This window comes from Pseudomonas sp. CGJS7 (assembly GCF_036961695.1).
In genome coordinates, this window is record NZ_JBAMDI010000074.1 from 24,542 (window position 1) to 50,184 (window position 25,643).

Annotated in this window: 20 protein-coding genes; 11 read left to right on the plus strand and 9 right to left on the minus strand. The window is 67.8% G+C overall.

The genetic code is table 11. The annotated features are described in order from the left end of the window. Positions 1–46 precede the first annotated feature (46 nt). The 4 genes from V7787_RS32980 (at position 47) to V7787_RS32995 (ending at position 6,214) form a co-directional block, all read left to right on the plus strand. Positions 47–1,318: an alkaline phosphatase family protein gene (locus tag V7787_RS32980; RefSeq protein ID WP_336091631.1), complete on the plus strand. Its 1,272-nt coding sequence runs from the start codon at positions 47–49 to the stop codon at positions 1,316–1,318. 379 nt (positions 1,319–1,697) lie between these two features. Continuing rightward, the gene (locus V7787_RS32985; protein ID WP_336091632.1) at positions 1,698–3,941 is read left to right on the plus strand and encodes a DUF4082 domain-containing protein; all 2,244 of its coding nucleotides are present in this window, start codon (positions 1,698–1,700) and stop codon (positions 3,939–3,941) included. A 162-nt stretch (positions 3,942–4,103) separates the two neighbouring features. Further along, the gene (locus V7787_RS32990) at positions 4,104–5,669 is read left to right on the plus strand and encodes a DNA-3-methyladenine glycosylase 2 family protein (RefSeq protein WP_336091633.1); all 1,566 of its coding nucleotides are present in this window, start codon (positions 4,104–4,106) and stop codon (positions 5,667–5,669) included. Beyond that, on the plus strand, positions 5,666–6,214 hold the full coding sequence (locus tag V7787_RS32995; protein WP_336091634.1) for a methylated-DNA--[protein]-cysteine S-methyltransferase: 549 nt from the start codon (positions 5,666–5,668) through the stop codon (positions 6,212–6,214). Before V7787_RS32990 ends, V7787_RS32995 begins: the two co-directional genes overlap by 4 nt. Positions 6,215–6,361: 147 nt before the next feature. Here V7787_RS32995 and V7787_RS33000 read toward each other — a convergent pair whose 3' ends face one another. Next, entirely contained in the window at positions 6,362–7,639 is a 1,278-nt protein-coding gene (locus tag V7787_RS33000) for a formimidoylglutamate deiminase (protein ID WP_336091635.1), read from the minus strand. A gap of 124 nt (positions 7,640–7,763) precedes the next feature. Here V7787_RS33000 and hutI point away from each other — a divergent pair, with 124 nt between their 5' ends. The 3 genes from hutI (at position 7,764) to V7787_RS33015 (ending at position 11,400) form a co-directional block, all read left to right on the plus strand. Next, a complete protein-coding gene (gene hutI / locus V7787_RS33005) occupies positions 7,764–9,035 on the plus strand; it encodes an imidazolonepropionase (RefSeq protein ID WP_336091637.1) in 1,272 nt (423 codons plus the stop codon). Between the two features lie 323 nt (positions 9,036–9,358). After that, a complete protein-coding gene (locus tag V7787_RS33010) occupies positions 9,359–10,564 on the plus strand; it encodes a dipeptidase (protein WP_336091639.1) in 1,206 nt (401 codons plus the stop codon). Beyond that, complete coding sequence (locus V7787_RS33015; RefSeq protein WP_336091640.1) at positions 10,561–11,400, plus strand: DUF6348 family protein; 840 nt, start codon at positions 10,561–10,563, stop codon at positions 11,398–11,400. The genes V7787_RS33010 and V7787_RS33015 overlap by 4 nt, the downstream gene beginning before the upstream one ends. A gap of 71 nt (positions 11,401–11,471) precedes the next feature. Here V7787_RS33015 and V7787_RS33020 read toward each other — a convergent pair whose 3' ends face one another. From V7787_RS33020 to V7787_RS33035, 4 genes are all read right to left on the minus strand, one after another. After that, positions 11,472–12,110, minus strand: coding sequence for an outer membrane beta-barrel protein (locus V7787_RS33020; RefSeq protein WP_336091641.1), 639 nt, complete (start codon positions 12,108–12,110; stop codon positions 11,472–11,474). 247 nt (positions 12,111–12,357) lie between these two features. After that, positions 12,358–13,023, minus strand: a complete 666-nt coding sequence (locus V7787_RS33025) for an outer membrane beta-barrel protein (RefSeq protein ID WP_336091642.1) — start codon at positions 13,021–13,023, stop codon at positions 12,358–12,360. 267 nt (positions 13,024–13,290) lie between these two features. After that, positions 13,291–13,479 (minus strand): 30S ribosomal protein THX, encoded by a 189-nt coding sequence (locus V7787_RS33030; protein WP_336091644.1) that lies wholly within the window; start codon positions 13,477–13,479, stop codon positions 13,291–13,293. Between the two features lie 169 nt (positions 13,480–13,648). Then, positions 13,649–14,056: a MerC domain-containing protein gene (locus V7787_RS33035; protein ID WP_336091645.1), complete on the minus strand. Its 408-nt coding sequence runs from the start codon at positions 14,054–14,056 to the stop codon at positions 13,649–13,651. A gap of 92 nt (positions 14,057–14,148) precedes the next feature. On the opposite strand from V7787_RS33035, the gene V7787_RS33040 reads away from it, so the two are divergent. The 3 genes from V7787_RS33040 (at position 14,149) to V7787_RS33050 (ending at position 18,591) form a co-directional block, all read left to right on the plus strand. Continuing rightward, the gene (locus V7787_RS33040) at positions 14,149–16,200 is read left to right on the plus strand and encodes a TonB-dependent receptor (RefSeq protein ID WP_336091646.1); all 2,052 of its coding nucleotides are present in this window, start codon (positions 14,149–14,151) and stop codon (positions 16,198–16,200) included. Positions 16,201–16,337: 137 nt separating this feature from the next. Beyond that, positions 16,338–16,817 (plus strand): MarR family winged helix-turn-helix transcriptional regulator, encoded by a 480-nt coding sequence (locus tag V7787_RS33045; RefSeq protein ID WP_336091648.1) that lies wholly within the window; start codon positions 16,338–16,340, stop codon positions 16,815–16,817. Between the two features lie 517 nt (positions 16,818–17,334). After that, positions 17,335–18,591 (plus strand): MFS transporter, encoded by a 1,257-nt coding sequence (locus tag V7787_RS33050; RefSeq protein WP_336091650.1) that lies wholly within the window; start codon positions 17,335–17,337, stop codon positions 18,589–18,591. 179 nt (positions 18,592–18,770) lie between these two features. On the opposite strand, the gene V7787_RS33055 is transcribed toward V7787_RS33050, so the two are convergent. Together V7787_RS33055 and gltX are read right to left on the minus strand one after the other, a co-directional pair. Next, the gene (locus tag V7787_RS33055) at positions 18,771–19,268 is read right to left on the minus strand and encodes a transcriptional repressor (protein WP_336091652.1); all 498 of its coding nucleotides are present in this window, start codon (positions 19,266–19,268) and stop codon (positions 18,771–18,773) included. A 46-nt stretch (positions 19,269–19,314) separates the two neighbouring features. After that, entirely contained in the window at positions 19,315–20,712 is a 1,398-nt protein-coding gene (gene gltX / locus V7787_RS33060; protein ID WP_336091653.1) for a glutamate--tRNA ligase, read from the minus strand. 351 nt (positions 20,713–21,063) lie between these two features. Here gltX and lpxH point away from each other — a divergent pair, with 351 nt between their 5' ends. Beyond that, the gene (gene lpxH, locus V7787_RS33065) at positions 21,064–21,798 is read left to right on the plus strand and encodes a UDP-2,3-diacylglucosamine diphosphatase (RefSeq protein WP_336091655.1); all 735 of its coding nucleotides are present in this window, start codon (positions 21,064–21,066) and stop codon (positions 21,796–21,798) included. A 72-nt stretch (positions 21,799–21,870) separates the two neighbouring features. Here lpxH and V7787_RS33070 read toward each other — a convergent pair whose 3' ends face one another. Next, a complete protein-coding gene (locus V7787_RS33070) occupies positions 21,871–23,106 on the minus strand; it encodes a hypothetical protein (RefSeq protein WP_336091657.1) in 1,236 nt (411 codons plus the stop codon). Positions 23,107–23,324: 218 nt separating this feature from the next. Next, positions 23,325–25,586, minus strand: coding sequence for a TonB-dependent receptor (locus tag V7787_RS33075; protein WP_336091659.1), 2,262 nt, complete (start codon positions 25,584–25,586; stop codon positions 23,325–23,327). Positions 25,587–25,643: the final 57 nt, after the last annotated feature.

A 25,643-nucleotide genomic window follows, 5' to 3' on the forward strand; every position in this document is an offset into this window, starting at 1 on the left:
CGATAGCTGACACCGGCCGGCAACCGCCCGCCGGTATCATGGCCCGATGCGTTCGATCATCCCCGCGGCCCGCGCCGCCCTGCTCGCCTTCGTCCTGGTCCTCACCGCCTGCGCCGCGCCGACCCGCCCGGCGACGCCGCGCGCCGCGCCGCCGGCCGACACCCCGCTGCTGCTGATCTCCATCGACGGCTTCCGCGCCAACTATTTCGAACTGGGCCTGACCCCCAATCTGGAACGCCTGGCCCAGAGCGGCGTGCGCGCGCAATGGATGTCGCCGTCGTATCCGTCGCTGACCTTTCCCAACCACTACACCCTGGTCACCGGCCTGCGTCCGGACCACCACGGGGTGATCCACAACAGCATGAGCGACAGCGCGATCGGCAGATTCAAGGTCGCCGACCGCGACGCCGTCGGCGACACCCGCTGGTGGAACGGCGGCGAGCCGATCTGGATCGGCGCGCAAAAAGCCGGGCTGCGCAGCGCGACCCTGTTCTGGCCGGGCAGCGAAGCGCCGATTCACGGCATGCGCCCCAACCGTTGGCGTCCGTTCGACGCCAAGATCGATGAGAACGCGCGCGTCGACGAAGTGCTGAGCTGGTTGGGCGAACCCGCCGCCACCCGCCCGCACGTGGCTACGCTCTACTTCGACGCGCTCGATCACGAAAGCCACGACCACGGCCCCGACTCGGCCGAATCGCGACAAGCCATGCAACGCATCGACGCGGCCATCGGCCGTCTGCTCGACGGGCTGAGCGCGCGCGGCCAACTGGAACAGGTCAACCTGATCGTCGTCTCCGACCACGGCATGGCCGAAGTCGCGCCGGGACAACGCATCGCGGTGGAAGACATGGTCTCGGTCGAACAAGCCACGGTCACCTCGGTCGGCCAGTCCATCGGCATCGCGCCCAAGCCCGGACGCGAGGCCGAAGTCGAACGGCGCCTGCTCGGCAAGCACGATCACTACGACTGCTGGCGCAAGAGCGAACTGCCGGCGCGCTGGCATTACGGCACCCATCCGCGGGTGCCGCCGATCGTCTGCCAGATGCACGAAGGCTGGGATGCGATCGAAGCCGAGAAGCTGAAGAACTGGCCGAAGAACCAGACCCGCGGCTCGCACGGTTACGACCCGGCGCTGCCGTCGATGCGCGCGATCTTCCTCGCGCGCGGCCCGGCGTTCAAGCGCGGCGCCACCCTGGCGCCGTTCGACAACGTCGACGTGTATCCGTTGCTGGCGCGTTTGCTCGGCATCGCCCCGGCCAAGAACGACGGCGACATCGCGCCGCTGCTGCCGGCGCTGCGGGACGGCTCCGCGCGCTGAACGCCGCGGCGGGATCGGGCGAGGCGGACTGGATCTGTCCGCGATCGGCGCAGCGCGCGCATCGCCGCATCGATTCGCTGCCGCGATGCACTAAGAAAAAATTCCGTCATGCGTAGGGCATGACAAAAATCGGCGCGTATCCGTGACTGTTTCATCCAATCGGCCGCGCACGCGCGTCGCGATGACATCGAGCGGCGCTGACGTTTGTCATCGATCTGGATTTTGGTGACGACGACCCAGATTTTTCGTCCCACCGCGGCGCTAGTTTAGCCCCGGGAATCCAGGGACCTCCTCCCCGCAACACCGCCCAAGGAACGGCTCGCCGTTCCTTGGGCGCACACCCCGCGCGTTCGCGCAATCCACGCACCGGAATCCTCCCATGCCTAACGAATCAGGCTCATCGCCTGCGCGCGATCGCGCGGGCCATCGCTTCGTATCCACGCATCCGCTGTTGCCCGCGCTCGCATTGTTCGGCGCGTTGTCGGCGGCGCCGTTGGCGTCGGCGCAAAACATCGCGCCGGCCGGAACCGCGTACCGCTGGGCCCACGGGTTCACCCCCGGCGCCGACGGCCGCAGCGAAACCGAACCCAACAGCGTGCGCGTCGCCGCGCCCCTGCTCAACGACGGCGACGACAGCGTCGATGTCGATCTCAGCGGCGGCCAACCCGAACCCAGCAACAACTACGAAGCCGCCGGCGTGGTGTGGAACGCGCCGCGCACCGTCGACCGGATCGAGATCGTCCACGGCAGCTGGAACAGCAGCGGCGACGGCGCGTTCTGCGATGGACTGAGCCTGCAGTTTTCCAACAGCGCGCGCGGCGACTGGCGCGACAGCGGCTGGGCGGTGCAACCGCAATACGCCTACGATTCCTCGCAGACCGCCGGCGTGGTCTACAGCTTCCGCGGCGCACCGCGCGAGGCGCGCGCGTTCCGGGTGACCGGCAAGCTGCATTGCACTCAAAGCAGTTCGTACTGGGCCAACATCCGCGAAGTGCGCGCGTTCCAGGCCGGCAACCAGAGCCTGTGGAACGACAGCGCGCTGCCGACCCTGGTCGATTCCACCGATCCCGAAGGCGTCGAAGTGGGCCTGCGTTTCCGCAGCACCCAACCGGGCTGGATCAAGGGCGTGCGCTTCTACAAGTCGGCGGCCAACACCGGCGCCCACGTCGGCAATCTGTGGGCGCAGGACGGCACCTTGCTGGCCCGGGTCGGCTTCAGCGACGAAACCGCCTCGGGCTGGCAGCGCGCCTCGTTCGCGACGCCGGTGCGCATCGCCGCCGACACCACTTACATCGTCTCGTACTACGCGCCCAACGGCCGCTACTCGGCGGATCTGGATTATTTCTCCGCGGCCGATTACGCCAACGGCCCGCTGCGCGCGCTGCGCGACGGCAGCGACGGCGGCAACGGCAACTACCGCTACGGCGCGCAAAGCGGGTTCCCCGGCTCGACCTGGCGTTCGGCCAATTACTGGGTCGACGTCGAATTCGCTCCGCTCAGCGGCGACACCACCGCGCCGAGCGTGCCGACCGGATTGGCGGCGACGGTGGCCGATGCGAGCACGGTCAACCTGAGTTGGAACGCCAGCGCCGACGACACCAGCGCGGTGCGTTATCGCGTCTATGCCGAAGGCAACCCGGTCGCGTTGGGCGAAACCGAGCTCACCGGCTATGTCCACGCCGACGCGCAACCGGAAACGCGCTACAGCTACCGGGTCAGCGCGCTCGACGCGGCGGGCAACGAATCGGCGCGCTCCGAAGCGGTCGCGGTGACCACGCCGCCCTTGGCCAACACCCGCACCTGCCCGCCGTTCCCGGCGTTCCCGGATGCGAACTGCACCGGCGTTCCGGCCGGCCAGACGCTGACCACCATCAACGGCAGCTACAGCAGCAGCCGCGACGGTCAGGTCATCAACGCCTTGCTGATCACCGGCGATCTGGTTATCCGCCACGACAACGTCACCGTCAGCAACAGCCGCATCAAGGGCTTCGTCGATCACCGCACCAACCGCAATCTGGTCCTCAAGGACGTCGACCTGGGCCCGGACCGTTGCCCGGCGGTCAACAACGGCGGCCGCCGTTTGATCAACGGCGACAACGGCTACACCCTGATCCGCGCGCACCTGCATCACAACGGCGACGACATGCTGATCGCCGGCGGCGGCGAACCGGTGCTGATCCAGGACAGCCTGATCCACAACACCTGTTTCTATCCCGACGATCATCTGGACGCGTTGCAGTTCTATTCGCCCGGCCAGGTCGGCCACGTCAGCGTGATCCACAGCAACATCGACGCGCGCCCGGTCAATTCCTCCGGCTACGGCAACGCGGCGATCTTCTGGGCCGACCGTCCGGGCGCCGGTTCGACTCTGACCATCCGCCAAAGCCAACTCGCCGGCGGCGGCTACACCCTGGCGCCTTACGATTCGGGCCGGGGTTCGGGCGTGACCATCGAAGTCAGCGACACCCGCTTCGTGCGCGGTTCGCAATGGGGCAGCGCGTGTTATGTCGGCCAGAACGATCCGGCCAACCATTCGCCGACCATTGACTACAACGGCACCGAAGGCCTCAAATGGCTGCGCAACGCCTGGAGCGACGGCACGCCGCTGCCTAGCTGCCAGTAATCGGTAACTGCGGGCGATCCGCCGCTGCGGCGACGCAGCGGCGGATCGGCGAGCCGGCGCGATGCGGCGGCCCCGCAGGCCCGCCGGAGCGCCCCGACCCCGGCTCGTATTGATGTCCGAATCCGGCGAGTCCCGCCCCGGCCCCGGTGCTAGCCTTAGTCCATGGACGCCATCGCCACCCCCGCACCGAACGCCTCGCTGCCGCATTGGCGGGTCTGCGAACAAGCCCGTTTCAGCGGCGACCCGCGCTTCGACGGCTTGTTCTTCACCGCGGTCACCAGCACCGGCATCTATTGCCGGCCGGTCTGCCCCGCGCCGGCGGCCAAGCGCGAGAACGTCAAATACTTCGGCCACGCCGCGGCCGCCGAAGCCGCCGGTTTTCGCCCTTGTTTGCGCTGCCGTCCGGAACTGTCGCCGGCCGAAGGCGCTTGGCGGCGCGGCGATGCCGCGGTCGCGCGCGCACTGAAACTGATCGATGAAGGCTTGCTCGCCGACCAGCCCCTGGCCGCCCTGGCCGAGCGCGTGGGCCTGGGCGAACGGCAACTGCGCCGTCTGTTCGTCGAACGCCTCGGCGCGCCGCCGATCGGCGTGCACGGCACCCGCCGTCTGCTGTTCGCCAAGCAATTGCTGACCGAAACCCATCTGCCGATCACCGAAGTGGCGATGGCCGCCGGTTTCGGCAGCTTGCGCCGCTTCAACACCGCCTTCCGCGAGGCCTACCGCATGGCCCCGCGCGATCTGCGCCGGCGTCCCAACGAAACCCCGCACGGCGACGGCGACAGCCTGGTGCTGCGGCTGGGTTATCGGCCGCCGTACGACTTCGCCGCGATGCTCGATTTCTTGCGCGGCCGCGCCCTGCCCGGCGTGGAATTAGTCGACGAACACAGCTACAGCCGGGTGATCGGCCCGATCGAATCGCCCGGTTGGTTGCGGGTGAGCGCGTGGCCGGCCGACAAGCGCGAGAGCCAGCATGCGTTGAAGCTGGAACTGCACGGCCCGGCGCCGGCGCGCTTGCTGGAAATCATCAACCGTCTGCGCCGCATGTTCGATCTGGACGCCGATCCGAACGCGATCGCTTCGGCGCTGTCGGTCGATCCGCGTTTGCAGGCGCTGTTCGTCAAGCGCCCCGGACTGCGTTTGCCCAGCGGTTGGGACGGTTTCGAGATTTCGGTGCGGGCGATTCTCGGCCAGCAGGTCAGCGTCGCCGCCGCGCGCACGCTGGCCGCGCGCACCGCGCAACGTTTCGGCCAACCCTTGCCGAAGCCGTTCGGCCCGGGGCTGGAGCATCTGTTCCCCACCCCCGAAGCCTTGGCCGATGCGGATCTGGTCGAAATCGGCCTGACCCGCGCGCGCGCCGAGACCGTGCGCACGGTCGCGCGCGCCTTGCTCGAAGGCCGGGTGGATTTCCGCGCCGAACGCACGCTCGACGATTTCGTCGCGCGCTGGGTCGCACTGCCCGGGATCGGGCCGTGGACCGCGCACTACATCGCGATGCGCGCGCTCGGCCATCCCGACGCGTTTCCGGCCGACGATCTGGTCCTGCAAAAAGCCGTACCCGAAGACGGCGTGCGCATGAGCGCCAAGGCGCTCAACGCGCGCGCCGAAGCGTGGCGGCCGTGGCGTGCGTACGGCGTGATCCAGGTCTGGCGCGACAGCATGCCGGTGCCGATCGCCAAACCCGCGGCCGCGTCGGCCAAGCCCGCGCGCAAGCCGAGCAAAGCCGCATGAGCAAGCACATCCGCCTGAAAGCCGGCGCGGTGACGTTCCAGCGCATCGACAGCCCGGTCGGATCGCTGCTGCTGGCCAGCGGCGACGACGGCCTGCGCCTGATCGAATTCCAGGCGCCGTGGCATCCGGTGGTGATCGAGCCGCATTGGCGCGAAGGCGACAACGGCGTGTTGCTGGAAACGCGCAAGCAATTGCGCGAGTACTTCGACGGCCTCCGCCAACGCTTCGATCTGCCGCTGGCGCCGCATGGCACGCCGTTCCAGTTGCAGTGCTGGCATACCCTGGCCCTGATCGGCTGGGGCGAAACCTGGAGCTACGGGCAAATGGCGCGGCATCTGGGCCAACCCACCGCCACCCGCGCGGTCGGCGCCGCCAACGGCCGCAATCCGTTGCCGATCGTGCTGCCCTGTCATCGGGTGATCGGCGCCGACGGCAGCCTCACCGGTTTCGGTGGCGGGCTGCCGACCAAGGAGTTTTTGCTGAGGCTGGAAGGCGCGTTGCCGCAGCCGGCGCCGGTGCCGATCGGCGATTTGTTCGGCCATTAACCACGCCGAATCCGCGCGATCCCCCTGTAGGAGCGGCGCAAGCCGCGACCGCGACATCGCGCCCATTGCGCAACCTTCGCCGTAGCTGCGATTTCGCGGTCGCGGCTCGCGCCGCTCCTACAGGGAGATGGCGCGAACCATCGCAGCTCAATCGGCCAACAACGCCCGCAACGTATCGCCATACCGCCGCGCGATCGCCTCGCGGTCGCGATGGCGCCCATCGCTCACCACCTGACGGCCGCCGACGCGCACGTCCCGCACCAAGTTGCGATTGCCGCTGAACAACCAACGGTCGACATAGTCTTCGTCGGTCGCACCGGCGAACGCGGGTGCGTCGCGATCCAAAGTCAACGTGTCGCCCTGCAAAACCGCAGCGGCGAAACCGGTCGAGCGCTCGGCGCTGGCATGAGCGCCGCGCAACAAGGTCTCGCCGACGCTGGTGCTGTCGGCGCCGACGGCGATGTTGCGCTTGCGCGTGATCAGGCGCTGGCCGTATTCGAGCCAGCGCAGTTCCTCGACCGGCGAAACCGAGATATGCGAATCCGAGCCCACGCCCCAGTAACCGCCCGCGTCGAGGTAATCGCGCAGCGGGAACAGGCCGTCGCCGAGATTGCCCTCGGTGGTGGTGCAGATCGCCACGGTCGCGCCGCTGGCGGCGATGCCGCGCACTTCGGCGTCGTTCAAATGGGTGGCGTGGACCAGGGTCCAGCGCTCATCGACGTCGGCATTGGCCAGCAGCCATTCCACCGGGCGCGCCTTGCGCACCGCCAGGCAATCCTCGACCTCGGCCACTTGCTCGGCGATATGCACATGCACGCGGCTGTCGGCCGGCAGCGCCGCCAACACCTCGCGCATCGGCTGCGGCGGCACCGCGCGCAGGCTGTGCAGGCAGCAGCCCACTTGCAGCGCTTGGTCGGTGTCGGCGCGCAAGCTGTCGAGCAGACGCAAATACGCTTCGACCGTATGCCCGAACCGGCGCTGGCGCTCGCTCAGCGGCCGTTCGTCGAAACCACCGGTCATGTAAAGCACCGGCAGCAAGGTCATGCGGATGCCGGTCTCGCGCGCCGCGGCGATCAGCGCGCGCGACATTTCCGCCGGATCGGCGTAGGGACGGCCATCGGGCGCGTGATGCAGGTAGTGGAACTCGCACACGCTGGTGTAACCGGCTTCGAGCATTTCCACGTACAGCTGGGTGGCCACCGCATGCAGCGCTTCGGGGCTGAAGCGCTCGGCGAAGCGGTACATGGTCTCGCGCCAGGTCCAGAAGCTGTCGGCGGGGTTGGTCTGGCGCTCGGCCATGCCGGCCATGGCGCGCTGGAAGGCGTGCGAATGCAGGTTGGCGATGCCCGGCACGATGCGCTCGCCGGCGGCGTCGCCGCGCCAGCCGTCGGGGGTCCAGAGAACGGTCGGAGTCGAGGTGGTCATGCGCGCATTCTCGCCTGCATGCGCGCGCGGCGCGACCGTTGCCGCGCGTATGGCGCGCGGGCGGAGCGCGCGTCCGCCCGCGGCCAAGCCCCCGCGCCGACGGCCATTGACTAGAATCGGCGCCATGAACACCGTTTCCGCCCCCCTTTCGCCCCGGCCCGACGGCCGGCCTTACGACGGTTTGATCCTCGGCGCTTCGCTGGCGACCCTGGACGCCGCCGAGGGCTACGGCGAGATCGCCGACGCCGCGCTGGCCTGGCGCGACGGCCGCATCGCCTGGCTCGGGCCGCGCGAACAACTGCCGGGCGCGCCGGCCGATCTGGCCGCGACCGTGATTCAAGCCGAAGGCTGGATCACCCCGGGCCTGATCGACTGCCACACCCATCTGGTCTTCGCCGGCGACCGCGCGCGCGAGTTCGAGCTGCGCCTGAAGGGCGCCAGCTACGAGGAAATCGCCCGCGCCGGCGGCGGCATCGTCTCCAGCGTGCGCGCCACCCGCGCCGCCGACGAAACCGAGCTGCTGCGCCAATCGCTGCCGCGCGCCCGCGCCTTGTTGGCCGACGGCGCGACTACGCTTGAGATCAAGTCCGGCTACGGCCTGGATTTCGACAACGAGCGCAAGATGCTGCGGGTCGCGCGCCAGGTCGGCGAAACCCTCGGCGTGCGCGTGCGCACCACCTACCTCGGCGCGCACGCGCTGCCGCCGGAATACCAGGGCCGCGCCGACGACTACATCGACGCGGTCTGCGCGTGGATGCCGCGCCTGCACGCCGAAGGCCTGATCGACGCCGTCGACGCGTTCTGCGAAGGCATCGGCTTCAGCCCGGCCCAGACCACCCGCGTGTTCGAAGCCGCGCGCGCCCTGGGCCTGCCGGTGAAGCTGCATGCCGATCAGCTCAGCGATCTGGGCGGCGGCGCGCTGGCGGCCGCGTTCGACGGCTTGTCGGCTGATCACGTCGAACACACCTCCACCGACAGCGTCCGCGCGATGGCCGCGCACGGCACCGTCGCGGTTCTGCTGCCGGGCGCGTTCCATGTGCTGCGCGAAACCAAGCTGCCGCCGCTGGATGCGTTCCGCGAACACGGCGTGGCGATGGCGGTGGCGACCGATTGCAATCCCGGCACCTCGCCCTTGCTGTCGCTGCGGCAGGCCATGCAACTGTCGTGCACCCACTTCCGCCTGACCCCGGAAGAAGCGCTGCGCGGCGCGACCGTGCACGCCGCGCGCGCGCTCGGCCTGGACGACGCCGGCACGCTGCGGGTCGGCGCGCGCGCCGACTTCGTGCAGTGGCAGATCTCACATCCCTCCGAGCTGTGCTACTGGCTCGGCGGGCGGCTGGCGCAGCGCGTGGTCGCCGGCGGGCGGGTGCTGTCGCAGCGCGAGGCGGCGGGCTGAGCGGCGGCGGAGAGTTTCGCGGCAGGCCACGGTCGCGACGGCAGTTGCAGGTTCGCGGTCGCAGCTTGCGCAGCTCCTACAGGTAGCAGCCGGCCCTGCTCGCAATCGGGGTACTACCTGTAGGAGCTGCGCAAGCTGCGACCGCGAACCTGCAGCAACGACGCAACCCCAATCCACCCGCATCAACCGCAACCGCGAACGCCGCGACCATCGCCCCCGCCCCAGCAAACGCTGCAACGCGACAAGGCAGCCCGCGCCCGCTGTTGTACGCTGAGCCCCCGGCGCGTCGTCCGAACGCGCCCAGCCGACACTCCGGAGGTCACGTGCGGATCGCTGCTCTCGCCTTAGCCCTTGCCCTGCTGCCGCTCGCCGCGCAGGCCGACCAACCGCTCAGCAGCGGTCAACGCTTCGCCCAGGACGCGATCATCGTCGATACCCACATCGACGCGCCGAGCTTGTTGCTGCGCCATTGGGCCGACCTGGGCGTGGACACGCCCAAGGTCGAGTTCGACTATCCGCGCGCGCGCCAGGGCGGGCTGGATGTCGCCTTCATGTCGATCTACACCTCGCCCGGCGAAGACCGCGCCGGCACCGCCACCCAAACCGCGCACACCCAGATCGACGCGGTCGAAGCGATGATCGGCCGGCGTCCGGAGCAATTCGCCCTGCTGCGCTCGCCCAAGGACTTCGAGCGCCTGCACCAGCGCGGTCAGCGCGTGCTGCTGGCGCTGGGCATGGAAAACGGCGCGCCGATCGGCGAAGACCTGTCGCTGCTCAAGCTGTTCCACCAACGCGGCGTGCGCTACATCACCCTGGCCCACAGCGAGGACAATCGGATCAGCGATTCCTCCTACAGCCGCAAGCACACCTGGAAAGGCCTGAGCCCGTTCGGCGAAAAAGTCGTCGATGAAATGAACCGGCTCGGCATCATGGTCGACGTGTCGCATCTGTCCGACGACGCCGTGCGCGACGTGCTCGCGCGCAGCAAGGCGCCGGTGATCGCCAGCCACTCGGGCCTGCGCCACTTCACCCCGGGGTTCGAACGCAACCTCAGCGATGAATTGGCCAAGGCGGTCGCGGCCAAGGGCGGCGTGGTCCAGGTGGTGTTCGGCAACGCCTTCGTCGATCCGGCTTCGGCCGCCGACACCCAGGCCTATTTCGGCGCCAGCGCCAAGTTCGAGCAGGAACAGGCCGCGGCGCGCGCGCGCGGCGAAACGCCGAAGTCGTCGGAAGCCTTCGACAAGGAATGGGAAGCCGCGCATCCGCCGCGGCAAGTGAAGATCGACGCGGTGCTGGATCAACTCGATTACGGCATCAAGCTGCTCGGCGCCGATCACGTCGGCATCGGCTCGGACTTCGACGGCGTCAGCGGCGCGTTGCCGCAAGGGCTGAAATCGGTCGCCGACTATCCCAATCTGATCGAAGGCCTGAAAGCGCGCGGCCATTCCGACGAAACCATTCGCAAGGTGCTCGGCGGCAATTTGCTGCGGGTATGGGGCGAAGTCGAAGCCAAGGCGGCCACGCCGTGAGCGCAAGCGCTTCGCCGAACTTCGAGCCGCTGCCCGCCAACCCGGGCAGCGACACCCACGGCCATTTGCGCTTCGTCGACGAAGACGGCGAGGAATGGCTGGAGCCGTTCGACTTGCCCGAGCTGGCCGCGCAGATTTTGAACGAACTCGGCCATGAGGCGCGCGTAGGCGAAGACGGCTGGCTGGAACTGAGCGGCAGCGGCTGGCGTTTGCTGCCGCAGTTCATCGAATTCCACGAACGCGACGACGGCAACATCGGCACCGCCACCACGGTCCAGTGCAATCATCCGACGCTGTCGCCGCTGGGCTTGTTCGAATACCAGTACGCGATCCACGAAACCTTCGACGAAGCCGCCGGCGCGGGCTTCCGCAAATGGGCGCGGACCGATCTGCCGGCGCTGCTGGATGCCGAACGCGACGAACCCGACGCGTGCATGACCATGAGCATGGAACTGCCGGAGAAAGACGGCCAACCGGCGCGCAAGCGGCGCCTGTTGTTCGGGCCGGTCGAACACTTCGGCCGGCAAGAACCCGCGGCCGCGGACCAGCAAGACGGGCAAGACGCGGAGGAAGCGGAAGACTTCTGTCCCTGCTGCCTGTTCACCAAATCGATCGACGCCTTCGACCCGCTGCTGCGCAGCGACCGGTTCTACGGCGTGCGTCTGTTCGCCTCCAACGATCCCAGCGACGGCAAGCGTCAGGCCGACTGCCGGGTCAACGGCGAGGAGTGGGCACAAGCGCAAGACGCGCTGCGCGCCTATGCCGCGACCTGGCCGGCCGGCGCGGGGTTGGAATACCGCAAGCAGTACGTGATCGTGCAGAACCTGGCCGACTAGCGCCGCTCGACGACGGCAACGAAAAAGCCCGGCTTTCGCCGGGCTTTTTCTTTTCGAAACCGCTACGGCGATCAGAAGCTCGCGCGCACGCCCAGGTTGAACTGGCGGTTTTCGGAACCGAACTCGGCTTCGCCGACGATGCCCCAAGTCTGGTTGAACTTCACCAACGCGCCGAGAGTGGCGCTGGCTTCGCTGTCGTACGCGTCGCCGTCGGTGTAGTTGATCTTGGCCCAGCCTTCGAAGTGGCTGGCGAGGTTGCCGCGCAGGCCCACCGACACGCGGAAGTCGTCGGCGCGATCGAAATCGCCGCCGCGGTCGACCTCGACGTCGGTGCCGACGTAGCTCAACTCGCCGGTCCAGTCCACGCGCTCGGACAGAGTGTGGTGGTAGCCGAAACCGATCTCATACTGCCTCAGATCGAACTCGGCCTCGCCCAACTTGACGTTGCGGTAACGCACCGCGACATCGTCGTCGCCCTGGCGATAAGCGCCGAACAGATGGAACGCATCGCCGAGCGCGACCGAACCCTGCAGGTAACCGCCATTGGCGCGCACGTCGTCGACCGAGACACCACCGCCGAGCGACGGCAGTTCGACCCGGCTCTGAGCGACGCCGGCTTCGACATAGGAATAGCTCAGACCGCCCTCTTCGGCCGCGGCTGCGGACGACATTGCAGCGAGCACGAGCGCCAGCGCGAGTTGCTTGTTCATCTTGAATCCCCTTGAGTCCTTGATTGATTGACGCTCCCTTCCTAGGGAGCGGCGCGCATGTTAGTGGAAAAACGAACGCCGCGCGCGGGGTTTTTCCGCGCACAACTCGAAGATCCACAGATGATGTGCCACGTGCTGCAGCCGATACTCATAACTGTTATCAAGCCGCGCATTCGAGGCATAAAAAATACGGAAAAGAGCACCCCACGATTGCGGGGCGCTCTCTTTTTGCCACCGATTCAGCGGATCAAAAGCTCGCGCGCACGCCGAGTCGGAACTGACGATCGTCCTGGCCGACTTCGGCTTCGCCGACGATGCCCCAGACTTCGTTGAACTTCACCAACGCGCCGAGGGTGCCGCTGAACTCGCCGTCGTAAAAATCGCCGTCGGTGTAGTTGGCCTTGACCCAACCTTCGAAGTTGGCGGCCAGATCGCCCTGCAAACCGATCGAGGCGCGGTAATCGTCGCCCTCGACCCGCGGATTGATGACCTGTTCGCGATCGAACTTGACCTGGGTGCGGATGTAGCTCAGTTCGCCCGTCCACTCCACCCGATCGCTGACCGGACGGTGATAACCGAAGCCGACTCGGGCCTGCTGCACATCGGTATCGATTTCCGTCGATTCGCCCAGGCTGATGATGCTCGCGCCGATGTCGGCGTTGCCTTGCTGGTAACCGCCGAACACATAGAAACGGTCGTTGACCTCGTAGGAGCCGGCGATGTAGCCGCCGTCGGCCTTGGCGTCTTCGATCGAAACATCGGAGGCCGGGATGTCGGTCGGGCCGCGCAGCGGCGTCTTGGTCTGCTGATGCAGGAAACCGCCTTCGACGTAGGTGTGGCGCAGACCGTCGGCCGCCGCGGCAGCCGAGGAAGCGGTGGCCAGGAGCACGGCCAACGCGAGTTGCTTGTTCATAAGTCCCCTTGAGTCCTTTAATGGATTGGATTCCGTTCCCTTTCCCGGGAACCGCGCGATCTTAATGAAAAACTTACAGCGCGTGGCCATCTTTTGATCCGAATCACATTTAGACACAGCTCGGCCGCTGCACGACACGCCAGCGCCGGCCGCGCCGATGCCTCGCGCAAAAGAAAAGCCCCGCACAGGCGGGGCTTTTCTTCGAGCCTGTACCGGCGGCGGACCCGGCGGCTGCGATGCAGCGGCGGGCTCCGGCCGGCGGGCGGCTTATTCCTTGGTGGCCTTCTTCGCCACGACCTTCTTGGCCGGCGCCTTGGCGGCGGCGGTCTTGGCGGTCTTCTTGGCGGCCGGGGCGGCGGCGGTGCCGGCGGCCTTGGTCACGGCCTTGCTGCGGGCGTTGCCGTAGCTGGAGTTGTAGCGCTTGCCCTTGGCGGTCTTGCGGTCGCCTTTACCCATGGTCGTGCTCCTGTATGCGTTTGAACGTGTTTCGAATGATGGTCCGCGCAGCCGCCAGCGGTGCCGCGGAAGGGCGCGAAGCCCGTTTTCCGGCACGGCACAGCCGCGCGCGAGGCTGCGAAGCCTAGCACAAGCGCCCGGATTAGGCGTTCTGAACCGCCCGGCGCGCTCAGTGGGCGCAGCTGGCGTCGTGGATGTGGCCGTGGTTGAGGCGCAGATTGGCCAGATGGGCCAGGCCGACCAGCACGCCGCCGCAGGTCATGGCGATGGCATGGGGCAGCAGCGAATGGTGCAGCGGCGCGTACAGCACCCCGACCCAGAGCAGAGCCAGGCCCGGCACCAGCAGCGAGAACGCGCGCAACTCATGGTGGCGGCGGTAGCCGGAGATCACGCTGATGCTGCCCAGCAGAGTGGCGAAAATCACGAACGCCAGCTCGAAGCTGTCGCCGAACCAGACCGCGACGCCCAGCGAGGGCAACACGGCGATCAGCAGCGGCAAGGCAGCGCAATGCACGGCGCAGGCCAGCGAGCCGAAGGCGCCGATCCGGTCGAGCAAGCCGCGGAAAATGGAAGGCATGGAGGGATGACTTCTGGGACGGTTGTCAATCAGGTATCGTTACTTTATAACATTTCAACCTCCCCCGCCAGTTCATCTTCAGTCCTCCTGTCATGCCCAAGCCCATCGTCAGCTCCCCGCGCGCTCGTCGCAGCGCGCTTGCCATCGCATTGACCCTCGCCCTGCCGTTCGGCCAAGCCGTCGCCCAGGACGTCTCCGCGGATGCCTCCGCCCAGAACGCCACGCCCGGCACGCCCAGCGACAACCGCCACGCCAAGGCTACCAGCCTGGACGCGGTGGTCGTAACGGCCACGCCGCTGCAGTCCAGCGCCGAAGAACTGGCCCAGCCGGTGGAAGTGCTGGCCGGCGAGAAGCTCGACGAAGCCCGCGCCACCACCCTGGGCGAGACCGTCGGCAAGCTGCCCGGCGTGCAGAGCTCCAATTTCGGCGCCGGCGTCGGCCGCCCGATCATCCGCGGCCAGGACGGCCCGCGCGTGGCGGTGATGACCGGCGGCCTGGCCACCCAGGACGTCTCCACCGTCAGCCAGGACCACAACGTCACCGTCGAGCCGTTCCTGGCCGACCAGATCGAAGTGCTCAAGGGCCCGGCCACCCTGCTCTACGGCAGCGGCGCGATCGGCGGCGTGGTCAACGTGGTCGACGGCCGCATCGCCGAGAAACCGCTCGATGAAACCGTGTCCGGCCGCGCCGAGATCCGCCGCAGCACCGTCAACGACGGCGTCACCGGCATGGCCCGGGTCGACGCCAGCGGCGCCGACGGCGCGCTGGTGCTGCACGCCGACGGCGTGTACCGCAACAACGACGATTACCAGACCCCGCTGGGCCGTCAGCGCAACAGCTTCGTCGACACCAAGACCGGCGCGCTCGGCGCGTCCCTGGTCGGCGACCTGGGCTTCCTCGGCTTTTCCGCCGCGCGCTACGAAGACAAGTACGGCAACCCGGGCGAGCCGGGCAACGCCGAAGAAGGCGAGTCGCCGGTGCATATCGACATGAAGCAGAACCGCTTCGAGTTGAAGGGCGGCATCAACCAGGAATTCGGCATCTTCAGCGGCTTGCGCGCCAGCGTGGCCAACACCGAATACGAGCACACCGAGTTCGAAGGCAGCGAGGTCGGCACGCGTTTTCTCAGCGACGCCACCGAAGGCCGCTTCGAGCTGACCCACAAGCCGCTGGCCGGCTGGATCGGCGCGCTCGGCGTGCAGGGTTACGACCGCAAATTCCAGGCGATCGGCGAAGAAGCCTTCGTCCCCCACACCAAGACCCGCGCCGGCGGTTTGTTTCTGACCGAACAGCGCAAGTGGGATCAGCTGCAGGTCGAACTGGGCGCGCGCATCGACCGCGTGGAAGTCTCGCCGCAAGGCGCGGACAAGCGCAATTTCAATCCGCTGAGCCTGTCGGCCGGCGTGTTGTGGAAGTTCAACGATGCCTGGCGCCTGACTTTCAACGCCGATCGCGCCGAACGCGCGCCGGCGGAAGAAGAGTTGTTCGCCGACGGCCTGCATGCGGCCACCGCTTCGTACGAAATCGGCGACGCCAATCTGCGCAAGGAGCGCGCCAACCAGTTCGAACTCGGCCTGCATTACCACGGCGCCAAGTTCGAGGCCAAGTTGGCCGCGTACCAGACCCGTTTCGACGGCTTCATCTATCTGCTCGACACCGGCGGTTTCGACGAAGAGAACAACCCGATCCGCCAGTGGAGCCAGGCCGACGCCAAGTTCACCGGGTTCGAGGGCGAAGCGATCGCCCATCTGTTCGACGGCGACGCCGGCAAGTTCGACGTGCGCGTGTTCGGCGACAGCGTGCGCGCCAAGCTCGACAACGGCGGCGGCAACCTGCCGCGGATCGCGCCGGGCCGGGTCGGCGGCGAACTGCGCTGGAACGCCGACAGCTGGCGCGCCTCGCTGGGCGCCACGCGTTACATGAAGCAGGACAAGGTCGCGGCCAACGAAACCCCGACCGACGGCTACACCCTGGTCGACGCCCATCTGGCCTACCACTGGGACGCCGGCAACCTGGGCTACGAGTTGTTCCTGGACGGCACCAACCTCACCGACCAGACCGCGCGCGTGCACACCTCCTTCCTCAAGGACTCGGTGGTGCTGCCGGGCCGCGGCGTGGACTTCGGCGTGCGGGTGTTCTTCTGATCCACCGCCCGAACGACTGCCAGCGGGACCGATCCGACTCTCTCCAAGTCGCCAGGTAGCGCCCTTCCCGCGGCCCCGAACGCCGGCCTTCGCGCCGGCGTTTGCGGTTGCGGCGCAAATAGGTGTATATACACTCAATGACCACGATCGCCGACATCATCCGGGCCGAGAACGCCGCCCCCAGCGTCTGCACCTGTTTCCGCATGCGCAAACTCGCCCGGCTGATGAGCCAGCGCTACGACCAGGCGCTGGCGCCGGCGGGGATCAACCTCAACCAGTACTCGATCCTGCGCCGCACCGGCGGCCGCGGCCGGCCCTTGGGCGAAGTGGCGCGCGAGCTGGGGATGGACCGCACCACCCTCAGCCGCGACCTGAAGCCCTTGGTCGCCGCGGGCTGGATCGAATCGGTGGCCGGCGAAGACGCCCGCCAGCGCCGGCTGCGCATCACCGCCGAAGGCCGCGCGGTGATCGAACGCGCGCAGCCGTTGTGGCGGGTCGCGCAGGACCAGATCGACCGCGGCCTGGGCGAAGACGGCATCGCGGCGCTGCATGCGCAGTTGGATCGGGCGATCGCGCAGTTGCAGGCTGGGGATGAAGCGTGGGCGTCGCTGGGCTGACGGCTGCGGCGACTAGGCGGATGGCTTGCTCCGTGGGTCGACCGTTCCGCCTCGACGCGCGCCACTCGCCCACCTACGCGGTTCATCCACTTATCGACGCAACCCACCCGACCGTCATTCCCGCGAACGCGGGAATCCAGGGCCTTTCGGGCGAAAGCGCATGAAGCCTTCGAATTCCCGCCTCAGCTGCCACAGCCAAAGTCGCTGGATTCCCGCGTTCGCGGGAATGACGGCAAAAGCGCGAGCGCTACGACTTCATAGTCTTTCGCTCGAAGAGCCCTGGATTCCCGCCTTCGCGGGAATGACGGCAAAAGCGCGGGCGCTACGACTTCATAGTCTTTCGCTCGAAAAGCCCTGGATTCCCGCCTACGCGGGAATGACGGCAACGGCGATAACGCAACCCGCCAATACAAGAACCTCAGACCACACGCCGCGCAAGCGCGCGTCGAATCCGTAAGCGTCTATCGCTTAGCGAACGCGCCCCCCATCAACGCCAGCCCCACCTGTCGAGATCCCGATGACCACCGCAATCGACGCCCCGCCCAACAGCAAAACTCCGTCCTACTGGCCGCTCCTGCTCGCCGCCACGGCGATGCTGATGATCACCATGGGCATCCGCCAATCGCAGGGCTTGTTGATCAAGCCGATCGGCCAAAGCACCGGCATGGGCATCGCCGAAATCAGTTTCGCCCTGGCGATCGGCCAGTTCGTCTGGGGCGCGGTGCAGCCGATCTTCGGCGCGGTCGCCGATCAACGCGGCCCCGGGCGGGTGCTGGTGTTCGGCGGTCTGTTGCTGATGGCGGGCATGGCGCTGACGCCGTTGGTGTCGTCGCAATGGGGCTTGATCGTGACCCTGGGCCTGCTCGGCGCGGCCGGCGCCGGGGCCGGCAGTTTCTCGATTCTGATCGGCGCGACCGCGCAGCAATTGCCGGCGGAAAAACGTTCGATGGCGGCGGGATTGATCAACGCCGGCGGCTCGATGGGGCAGTTCCTGTTCGCGCCGTTGGTGCAGGCGGTGATCGCCGCGGCCGGCTGGATGGCGGCGATGTGGACCCTGGCGGTGGCCGCGTTCGCGACCCTGCCGCTGGCCTGGCCGCTGCGTCGGCGCAAGCCGGCGCAGAGCGCAGCCACGGCCGCCGCCGCGCCGGCGCCGGGCATCGGTCTGCGCGAACAAGTGCGCATCGCCCTGCGCAATCCCAGCTACTGGATGCTGCACATCGGGTTTTTCACCTGCGGCTTCCACATCGCGTTCCTGGTCACCCACTTGCCCGGCGAAATCGCCTTGTGCGGCCTGTCGGACAACGTCTCGGCGGTGGCGCTGGCGCTGATCGGTTTGTTCAACGTCGCCGGCAGTCTGGCCGCGGGCTGGTTGGGTCAGCGCTATCGGATGAAGCATCTGCTCGCGCTGATGTACGCCAGCCGCGCGGCGATGATCGCGATCTATCTGATCTCGCCGCCGACGCCGATAACGTTCTACTTGTTCGCCGCGGGCCTGGGCGTGACCTGGCTGGCGACGGTGCCGCCGACCGCGGGTCTGGTCGGCAAGTTGTTCGGGCCGCGCTATCTGGGCACGCTGTTCGGACTGACCCTGCTCTCGCACCAGATCGGCGGCTTCTTCGGCGCCTGGCTCGGCGGCGTGGCGATGGCCAAGTTCGGCGACTACACCTGGATGTGGTACGCCGACATCGCCCTGGCGCTGATGGCCGCGGCCGCGCATCTGCCGATCCGCGAGGCGAAGCCGGCGGCACCGGCGTTGGCGACGGCGAACGCCTGAGCGATCTGCCCGCCATCACGTGGTTGCGATAATCCCCTGTAGGAGCGGCGCGAGCCGCGACCGCGACATCGCGATAACGGCGAAACTACCGGCACGCAGGTAAACGACGCGGTTGTTGCGATGTCGCGGTCGCGGCTTGCGCCGCTCCTACAGGAAGCCTGTGCGGGCCGCTCGCGAACTCAGGCTTTCGCCGCTTTCGCCTCGACGCAATCCGCGCACTGCCCATGCACTTCCAAAGTCTGCGCCTGCGGCACGAAACCCAGCGCGCGCGCGCGGGTTTCCAGCAGGTCGACGATGCGTTCGTCTTCCAGTTCGGTGGCCGACTGGCAGCTGTCGCAGATCAGGAACGGCACCGCATGCTGCGCGCCGCCGGGGTGGTGGCAGCCGACGAAGGCGTTGATCGAGGCCAGCTTGTGGATGAAGCCGTGTTCGAGAAGGAAATCCAGCGCCCGGTAAATCGTCGGCGGCGCGGCGGCGTCGTGGGTGGCCTTCATCTGGTCGAGCAGATCGTAGGCCTTCATCGGCCGGCCGGCGGCCGCGATCAGGCGCAGCGCGTGCGCGCGGATCGGGGTGAGCCGCAGGCCGCGTTGCTCGCAGGCCCGCTCGACCTCGTGCACGAAGCCGTCGCCGTCGTGGACGTGGTGTTGGGGATCGGTGCAGGCGTGGCTGGTGCTCATGGCGGGGCTCCTGATGCGCGGCGCGGGAAACGACGCTGGCGGGTTCCTACGCAGGGATCTTAGTGAGGGCGGTGTCGATGCGATGCAAGGCCTGGGCCTGGCCGGCCAGGTACACCGTATGCGAGATGTCCGGGCTGACCTGGGTGCCGGTGATCGCCACCCGCAGCGGCTGGGCGACCTTGCCCATGCCCACGCCGAGCGCTTCGGCGGCCTCGTGCAACGCCGCCGAGACGCTGTCGGCGGTCCAGGCGGCCAAGCCGGCCAAACGCGCGCGCGCCTCGCTCAGCGGCGCCTGGGCGGCGGCGTTGAGGTGCTTGGCCACCGCGGCGTCGTCGTAATGCTCCAGCGGGCGATACCAGACCGCCGCGCGCTCGGCCATGTCCTTGAGCGTCTGCACCCGGTCGCGCAGCGCGATCACCACGTCGGCCGGCGCCGGGCCCTGGCTCAGGTCCAGGCCCTGCTGGCGCAGATGCCATTCCAGGTGCTTGCCGACCGCGGCCGGATCGTCGCTCTTGAGGTACTGCTGGTTCATCCAGCCCAGCTTGGCCGCGTCCAGGCGCGAGGCGCTGGAATTGACGTCGCCGAGCTGGAACAGCCGGGTCATTTCCTCGATCGAGAAGATTTCCTGATCGCCGTGCGACCAACCCAGCCGGACCAGATAATTCAGCAGCGCGTGCGGCAGATAGCCGTCGTCGCGGTACTGCATGACGTCGGCCGCGCCGGTGCGCTTGGACAGCTTGGCGCCTTCGTGGTCGAGGATCATCGGCAGGTGGGCGAAGTGCGGCACCGGCGCGCCCAGCGCCTGGTAGATGTTGATCTGGCGCGGGGTGTTGTTGACGTGATCGTCGCCGCGCACGACATCGGTGATGCGCATGTCCAGATCGTCGACGACCACGGCGAAGTTGTAGGTCGGATAGCCGTCGGCGCGGAAGATCACCAGATCGTCGAGCTCGCTGTTGGCGATCTCGATCCGGCCCTTGACCTTGTCTTCGAACACCACCGTGCCGTCGAGCGGATTCTTGAACCGGATCACCCGGTTCGGATCGTCCCGATAAGGCTCGTTGCGCTCGCGATAGGCGCCGCTGTAGCGCGGCTTTTCCTTCGCCGCCAACGCCGCGTCGCGCGCCGCCGCCAGCTCTTCCTTGGTTTCGTAGGCGTAGTAGGCGGTGCCGGCGGCGACCATCTGCTCGGCGACTTCGCGATAGCGGTCCAGGCGCTGGGTCTGATAGATCGGGCCTTCGTCGTAGCTCAGGCCGAGCCAGTCCATCGCCTCCAGGATCGCGTCGATCGCGGCCTGGGTGCTGCGCTCGCGGTCGGTGTCCTCGATCCGCAGGATGAACTGCCCGCCCGCGCGGCGCGCCTCCAGCCAGCAGTACAGCGCGGTGCGCGCGCCGCCGATGTGCAGGTAACCGGTGGGGCTGGGGGCGAAACGGGTGCGGGTCATGCGGGGCTCGGGTGGATCGGAGGGAGACCGGGGATTTTAACGGATGCGGCGGCGGCAGGTTTTGCGGGGGCGGCAGGGGGGCGAAACGCTGTGCTGGCGCGGCTTGTGCCCTTCCGCGGCCCATCCGCCACCCATCCGCGGCCCCTCAAACACCGTCATTCCGGCGAAAGCCGGAATCCATTTTGATTTTCGCTCTGTGCCGCAACCAACCGTCGGCTCCTGCCGTGGACGCGGAGCAAGATCAAAATGGATTCCGGCTTTCGCCGGAATGACGGTATAGGAGAGGACGGGCTTTACCGGGTTCGGCCCACCGCGACCGCCCTGCCCGCCGAAACCCCATAAACTAGCCCCATGACCACGCTCTTCATCTCCGACCTCCACCTCGACGCCGAGCGCCCGCAGATCACCGAACTGTTCGGCCGCTTCGTCCGCGAGGACGCGCGCGGCGCCGATGCGCTGTACATCCTCGGCGACCTGTTCGAGGCCTGGGTCGGCGACGACGACCCGTCCGAGACCGGCGCCTTCGTCGCCCGCGAGCTCAAGGCCCTGGCCGACAGCGGCGTGCCGGTGTTGTTCATCCGCGGCAATCGCGACTTCCTGCTCGGCCAGCAGTACGCCGAGCGCGCCGGCATGCGGGTGCTGCCCGACCCGGCGGTGATCTCGCTGTACGGCCGGCCGGTGCTGATCGGCCACGGCGATTTGCTGTGCACCGACGATGTCGCCTATCAGCAATTCCGCGCCCAGACCCGGCATCCGCTCTGGCAGGCGCAGTTCCTCGCCCAGCCGCTGGCGGCGCGGCTGGCGTTCGCGCAGCAGGCGCGCGCCGCCAGCAAGGCGCATCAGGCCGGGCTCAAGGACGCCGGGCGCATGGAAACCATCACCGACGTCGCCCCCGCCACCGTCGCCGAGACCTTCGCCCGCTACGGCATCGACACCCTCATCCACGGCCACACCCATCGCCCGGCGGTGCATGAACTCCAAGTCGGCGCGCGCGCATGCACCCGGGTGGTGCTCGGCGATTGGTACGAGCAAGGTTCGGTGTTGCGGGTGGATCGCGACGGGATGCAGTTGCAGAGCCTGAGCTGACGCCGCGGCCGGACCCGCCGCGCGATCTTCGCAGGCGATAGCGCGCCGGCCCGTTTCAGGCCGCGCGCCGAATCAGTCCTCGCGCGGCGCCCAACGCACCGATCGCGCCACCGCTTCGGCCCAATCCTGCGCCGCGTCGAGTTCGTCGGTGATGGTGAGCAGCAACACCTGGCCGTCGACCGCGCAGGCCGCGTACAGATGGCGCACACCGCCGTCGCGGTCGCGCTCCCAGTACGCGCAGGCCAGGATGTCGTCGTGGGCCCAGCGCAGATCCGCGCCGGCCTCGCCGCTGGCGGTTTCCAGCAGTTCCGCCGCCGGCGGCAGGCTGCCGTCGTCGGCGGCGACGCTGAGCGAGCTGACGTACACCGCGCGGCGGTCGCCGACGTATTGCAGGTTCTTGCCGTCGTTGAGCTGATGCTCGATGAAGTGCCCCGGCACTTCGACGCTCCAGGAGCCGCCGTACAACACGTGCCGGGTCGGCAAACGTTTGTAGCCCGGGCCTTCGGCCTGCGGCAGTTCGATTTCCGCGCCGCGTTCGAGCAGCCAATGCAGTTCGTCGCGCAAGGCCGGCGCCAGCGCCCGATCCGGATCCAGCGCGCTGGCGCGGCGGTCGCTTTCGAGCACGCCGCGCAAGGTGTCGCGCTCGGCCTGATCGCGCGGGCCGACCCAACTCACATCGCACCACAGGCCGACCCGCGCCATCCCGCCCCAGAAGTCGGCCTGGAACCCGCGCTGCCACCACGGAAAAAATTCGCGCGCCAACACCAGCGCGTCGCCTGCGTCGTCGGCCGCGTCGCGAAAACGCGGTTCGTCCCAGATGCCCATCGGCGAGCCGACGAAACCGGCGAAGTGCGGCATCGGCCCGATCGGCATGGATACGAACAAGTTCTGCGCGCCATCGCGCTCCAGCACGATCCTGGCGACCTGGCGCAACCACGCGGTCATTTCGTCCTGCAGCAAGCGCATGTCGCGATGCAGGGCGTAGCCGGTTTCATCGCCGCCTTCGTCTTCGCCGGCGTTCTCCCAACTCCAGCGCACGCCCCATTGGGCGGAGATCCGATCCAGCAATTCGATCAGAAACGCGTGATACCCCGGCCCGACGGTGTTGGTGACCGCCCAGGCGACCAGGCTGCCGTCTTCGCGCAGGTCGATCGACAAGCCTTCCTCGGCCGGATGCCATGCCACGCTGACGCCCTGCTCGCGCTGCCACAGATTCACCCGCTCGCGCAGCATCGGTTCGGGCAACGCATCCAGACAGATCCGACGTAATTCGCGTGCCAACGCCGGCACGCTGGGCTTGGCCCACATGCGCCGTTTCCACGGCGTGCTGACGACTTGAAACCCTACCCCCATCGCGACTCTCCCCCCGCGCAGCCCGCTGGAATACTAACGAGTTTGCGCCATGCCTAACGAGTCGACTGGTGGCACATATGCCGACGCAGCAACGCCCGGCCGAAGCCGGGCGTTGGTGGCGACCCATCCGCACGAGACGATCGCGCGGACTTAGCGGACGCGGGCTGTTCCGATCAGAACCGCACTTCCGCGGTCAAGAACGCCTGCCGCGGCGCGCCCGACTGCAAGGTGTAGTTCAAGCCGCGCGGATCGGAGGCGACGAAGCCGTTGGTGCCGATGCTGCCGAAGTATTCCTTGTCGAACAGGTTGGTCGCGTTGAACTGCAACTTGAACGCATCCGCCCACGACAGGTCCTTCCACTCGTACGAAGCCGAAGCGTCGACCACCCAGAAGCCGTCGACCTTGGAGTCGTTGAGATAGGTCAGATAGCGCTTGTCGGTGTACTTGGCGCCCAGTTGCAGCGACAAGCCGCCCTGCTCCCAACGCAGTTCGGTCGCATACAAACGCTTGGGCGCGTCGACCGCCTGCTTGCCCTTGGTGCGGACCAGGGTGGTGCCGTCGAGGTAGTCGGATTCGTATTGCGAATCGTTGAACGCCAGCGAGTGATACCAGCTGAAGCCGGCGATCGGCTTCCACAGCACGGTGATCTCCGCGCCGCGGCTGTCGACGTCGCCGACGTTGGCGAAGCTGGACGCGCAACCGACGATGCCGGCGCAACGCGCGATCGCCAGCAGGCGGTTTTCGAAGTTGACCCGGTACACCGCCACCGACGCTTCGATGCTGTCGCGGCTGGTGCGCAGGCCGGCTTCGAAGGTCTTCGAGCTTTCCGGCTCCAGCGTGGCCACCGCCGCGTTGAACGCCGCCTGCGAGGTCGAATGCGGGCCGTTGACGCCGGTGCGGAACGCCGACAGGTTTTCGCTGTAGGAGCCGAAGATTTCTTCGTGCTCGCTCAGCTGCCAACGCGCGCCGATCTGCGGCAGGAAATTGTCTTCCGACACCAGCTTGCCGCTGGCGCGGCTGGCGCCGCCGATCAGGGTCTTGCCGTCGGTCTCGACCTTCAGCCCCTTGAAGCCCGCGTCTACGGCCAGGCGGCCGTCGGCGAATTCCATGTGGTCGAGCAGGTAGTACATGCGCGTGTCGGTGTCGAAGCGCTGACGGAACACGCGCTCGCTCGGGTTGCGGTAGAAGAAGATATCGTTCGGCGGCTCGGTCGCCTTGAGATCGTAGAAGTTGCGCTGCACGCCGTGGTCGTTCTTCTCCAGCCACAAGCCGGCCTGCAGGCGGTGGTTGCCGATCTGCCAGCTCAGGCTGGGCATGAAGCCGGTGCGCTCGATGTCGTACTCGGTGGTGCGCATGCGCAGCGGCACCGTCGGCGACTTCGAGTACGGCGTGGCCCAATGGCCCTGGCCTTCGTTGGTGTGGTAGTACGCGGTCGCCGCCAGGGTCAGGTCGGGCGTGGCGTTCCATTCCGCGCTCAGATAAACCAGATCGTCGTCGCGCACGCCGCGGGCGATGTAGTAGGCGTCGTCCAGGCTGGTGACGCCGCCGCGGAAGATGCCGTTGGACGCGTCGATCGCGCGCTGCCAATCCTTGGCGTAGTTGTCCCAGTCCATGCCCAGGCGCTTGGCCGATTCCAGCGACAGATCGGCGTAGTCGGTTTCGCGGCGGCGCGAGGAATCGGCGAAACCGGTGATCTTGAAGTCTTCGCCGGCGTAGACGAACTTGCCGTTGAACTGGGTGTTGCGCTGCGGGCCGTCGCCCTTCCACTTGTCGGTGGTGTGGAACACGCCGCTGAGGTAGGCGCTGAACCCGTTGTGGTCGCCGGTGTCCATGCGCGCGTAGGTGCGGCTGGTGGAGTCGCTGCCCAGGGTCTGGGCCAGACGCACGCCGAACTCGGCCGACGGGTCGGAGCTGAAGAAGCGCAAGGTGCCGCCGAGGTTGCCCGACGAAGCGGTGTCGATCGCGCCGCTGCCTTGCGAGAGTTCGGCGCCGGAGAGATTTTCCGAGCTGATCGCGCGGCCGATGTGCAGGCCGTTGTGGTTGCCGTAGCTCATGTCGCCGAGCGGCACGCCGTCGAGAGTGAAGCCCAGTTGCTGCTGCGAGAAGCCGCGGATGCTCAGCTTGCTCGACCACTCGTAATTGCCCCACGGGTCGGAGCTTTGGAAGTGCACGCCCGGCAGCTTGGCCATGACCTTGAGCGGGTTGGTGCCGGCGGCCACGCGGGTCAGCTCGGCGCGGCCCAGCGCCTGCACCTGACGGGTTTGGCCGGTGCCGACCACCGAGACCGCATCGAGCGTGGTGGCGTCGCGGCCGCTGTCGGCGGCGGTGCCGGCATCGGCGGTGGCGTTGGCGGGCGCGAGTTCTGCGGCGAAGCCGGTTCCGGCTTGCAGGCACAGCAAAATCGAGGCGGCGAGGAGCGTCGTCTTCGTCGTCATGGGACTTCCGTTGGTGAGTGGCTGCCGCCTGCGTACGCAATCCGTTGCGCTTAATCA